Source organism: Arthrobacter sp. B0490 (genome assembly GCF_002929355.1).
Classification (GTDB): domain Bacteria; phylum Actinomycetota; class Actinomycetes; order Actinomycetales; family Micrococcaceae; genus Arthrobacter_D.
This window is the reverse complement of record NZ_PJIR01000182.1, coordinates 1-516: the sequence shown is the minus strand read 5'-3', so window position 1 is coordinate 516 and position 516 is coordinate 1. Positions and strand designations below refer to the sequence as shown.

The window sequence follows — 516 nt, the reverse complement described above, 5'->3', positions numbered from 1 at the left end:
CCCTCGCGGCGCGACTCGCTGAGCACCTGATTGATGATGCTGCTGCGGGTGACCAGTTTCGGCCGCTCGACCTGGGCAATATCCGGGGTCGGCGCAGTGAGTACGGGCGTCTGGTGGACGTAGAAGCCGGACTGCGGGCGCGCACGGATCATGCCCTGATCTTCGAGATTGGCGTACGCCTGCAACACCGTGGCGTGGCTGACACTCAGCTGTCGGCTCATCTTGCGTACCGACGGCACGCGCTCACCGGGGCGATATACGCCGCGCCGAATATCTTCGGCAAGCTGCTGGGCAATGCGCTGATAGAGCAACAGATTGGTCATCTCGCCGGTCTCCTGCCAACTGAACCGTAACAGTAGCGCACTGCTGGAGACCCAGACCAATACAGTTAGGTCACGTCTAGGCGAAACAGTCTGCTCAGATGACCGCGCGACTAACGGTCGGGACCGAGATTGCCTTCCGCGTCGGAGAACAGGATCTCAACGCGACGGTTCTGCGCGCGACCGCGGGCCGAGG

General features: G+C 62.6%; 1 protein-coding gene. It reads right to left on the bottom strand.

Going from position 1 to position 516, the window contains the following annotated elements:
• A partial coding sequence (locus tag CXQ97_RS21340; protein WP_146069769.1) for a winged helix-turn-helix domain-containing protein occupies positions 1-323 on the bottom strand: 323 nt, incomplete at its 3' end.
• Positions 324-516: the final 193 nt, after the last annotated feature.